Below are 2493 nucleotides of genomic sequence, written 5' to 3'. Positions count from 1 at the left end.
GCCGGTGCGACGGCGATGGTGGACGTCTCGGACGGGCTGCTCGCCGACCTCGGCCACCTCGCCCGGGCCTCCGGGGTGGGGATCGACGTGTGCACCGACCGGCTCACCGTGTCGGAGCGGCTCGTGGACGTGGCGGCCGCGCTCGGCGCCGACCCGCTCGACTGGGTGCTCGCCGGGGCGAGGACCACGCGCTCGCCGCGACGTTCCCGGAGTCCGCCGCGCTGCCCGAGGGGTGGACGCGGGTCGGCACCGTGCGCGCGGTCGAGGCAGGCCCCGCCGGGCCGGGTGTGACGGTGGACGGGGTTTCCCCCGAGCGGAAAATCGGTTGGGAACACTGGCGCTGATCGTTTTGTCTGGCACCCGTGGAATCCCCGACCCCGTGCCCGAGACAGGAGGAACCCGACGTGGACGTCTACGTTCTGCCGTACGACCACCCCGACGCGGTCAAGCTCACCGAGGAGGTGCAGCAGGAGTACGTGGTGCGCTACGGCGACCCGGACGTCACGCCGGTCGATCCGGCCGACTTCGCGCCGCCCGGCGGCATCTTCCTCGTGGGCTACCGGGACGGTGCTCCGGTCGCCTGCGGGGGCTGGCGCGCGCACGACGATCCCACTCCGCCGCTGCGGCCCGGGGACGCCGAGCTGAAGCGCATGTACGTGGTGACGGCGATGCGCGGCCGGGGACTGTCCCGGCTCATGCTCGCCGAGCTGGAGGCCGCGGCGCGGCGGTCCGGGCGCACCCGGCTGGTGCTGGAGACGGGCACGCGCCAGCCGGAGGCGCTGTCGCTCTACCGAGCCACCGGCTACGCCGACATGCCGAACTTCGGTGTCTACCGGGATGATCCGCTCAGCGTCTGCCTGTCCAAACCCCTGTGACGGGGGTGCGCCGTGGGACGGCGGGACACATCGCCGTGGGGGCGTCCGGAGGCGGTCGTCGCGCGGCACGGGGAGCGGGGTCGCGGTGCACGCTTGTGGGCTAAGCTCCCCTGCCGTGACCGCACGACCACTGCACGAGATCATGGACCCAGGGTGGGCGCGGGCGCTGGAGCCCGTGTCCGGTTCGATCGCCGCGATGGGCGAATTCCTCCGGCAGGAAGTGGCGGCGGGGCGCACGTACCTGCCGTCGGGGGAGCACATCCTGCGCGCCTTCACGCAGCCGTTCGACGACGTGCGCGTGCTGATCGTCGGGCAGGACCCCTATCCGACACCGGGTCATCCGATCGGGTTGTGTTTCGCCGTCGCTCCCGACGTGCGGCCGCTGCCGAAAAGCTTGGTCAACATCTTCACCGAGTACAGTGACGACCTCGGTCACCCCACGCCGTCCACCGGTGACCTGACGCCGTGGACCGAGCAGGGGGTGTTGCTGCTCAACCGGGCGCTCACCGTGCGGCCGGGCAAGCCGAACTCCCACCAGGGCAAGGGCTGGGAGGAGATCACCGAACGGGCCATCGTCGCGCTGGCGGAACGTTCGCGTCCCCTCGTGGCGATCCTGTGGGGCAGTAACGCGCGCAAGCTCAAGCCGCTGCTGGGATCGGTTCCGTGCGTCGAGTCGGTGCACCCGAGCCCGCTGTCGGCGCGCAACGGCTTCTTCGGTTCCCGCCCGTTCAGCCGCACCAACGCCCTCTTGGAGCAGCAGGGCGCAGCCCCGGTCGATTGGAAACTCCCGTAACACCCCCGTTGTTGACGTGTCGTCAAGGCCTCCTTACCTGCGTTCAGTGCAGTGAAGGAGGCCTTGACGACACGCCAAAAAGGGATGCGGGGAGCTCGGGTGGACATGCGAATGCGGCCCGGCGGAACGATCCGCCGGGCCGCACTCGGTGAAAGTCCTGGCGTCAGCCCCGAACGACCCTGCCGGCCTTGATGCAGGAGGTGCACACGTTCAGGCGCTTCTTCTGGGAAAGCCCGACCTTGGCGTGCACGGTCTGGATGTTCGGGTTCCACCGGCGGTTGGTACGCCGGTGAGAGTGCGAGACCGACTTGCCGAAGCCCGGCCCCTTGCCACAGACGTCGCACACGGCAGCCACGTCGAACACTCCTCGAAGAAATCGTCAATCCGAACAGCCCGGCGGTACCGGGCAACTCGAAAAGGGTAACCGGTGCGCCGACCGGCCGCTCACGCGGGTCGCTACCCTCGCCCGGAGGTGCCTGGATACCAGCTACGGAGGACGCTCGGGTGCGGGTCTTGGACACGGCGGCGGTGCGGGGATGGGCGGACGCCTGCGCGCTGCGCCTCGGCGCGCTGCGCGCCGACATCGACGAGATCAACGTCTATCCGGTCGCCGATTCGGACACCGGTTCCAACCTGCTGCACACCGTCTCCGCCGCCCGGACCGCCCTGGCCGCGCGCGACGAGGTCGCCGGCGCGGGGGAGGCGCTGTCGGTCCTCGCCGCCGCCGCCGTGCGAGCGGCCAAGGGCAACTCCGGGATCATCCTCTCGCAGGTGCTGCGCGGCATGGCCGACTCGGCGGGGCGGGCCACCGAGCTGGACGGGGCG

General features: G+C 71.0%; 4 protein-coding genes and 1 pseudogene. 4 read left to right on the top strand and 1 reads right to left on the bottom strand.

The features are described 5' to 3' along the window. The 3 genes and pseudogenes from SACSA_RS22140 to SACSA_RS0108805 all read left to right on the top strand — a co-directional run. Positions 1-344, top strand: a pseudogene (locus tag SACSA_RS22140) (thiamine-phosphate kinase); the annotation flags it as partial. 60 nt (positions 345-404) lie between these two features. Further along, entirely contained in the window at positions 405-875 is a 471-nt protein-coding gene (locus tag SACSA_RS0108810) for a GNAT family N-acetyltransferase (protein WP_019815164.1), read from the top strand. Between the two features lie 115 nt (positions 876-990). Continuing rightward, a complete protein-coding gene (locus tag SACSA_RS0108805; protein WP_028661700.1) occupies positions 991-1668 on the top strand; it encodes a uracil-DNA glycosylase in 678 nt (225 codons plus the stop codon). A gap of 163 nt (positions 1669-1831) precedes the next feature. Here SACSA_RS0108805 and rpmB read toward each other — a convergent pair whose 3' ends face one another. Continuing rightward, complete coding sequence (rpmB, locus tag SACSA_RS0108800; protein ID WP_007027218.1) at positions 1832-2023, bottom strand: 50S ribosomal protein L28; 192 nt, start codon at positions 2021-2023, stop codon at positions 1832-1834. Between the two features lie 149 nt (positions 2024-2172). Between rpmB and SACSA_RS22135 the strand changes: the two genes are divergently transcribed. Then, on the top strand, positions 2173-2493 hold a 321-nt coding region (locus SACSA_RS22135), incomplete at its 3' end, for a DAK2 domain-containing protein (RefSeq protein ID WP_048876584.1).

The organism is Saccharomonospora saliphila YIM 90502, from assembly GCF_000383795.1.
Taxonomy (GTDB): Bacteria; Actinomycetota; Actinomycetes; order Mycobacteriales; family Pseudonocardiaceae; genus Saccharomonospora; species Saccharomonospora saliphila.
Note: the sequence above shows the minus strand (reverse complement) of the source record. Positions and strands in the feature narration are given on the sequence as shown.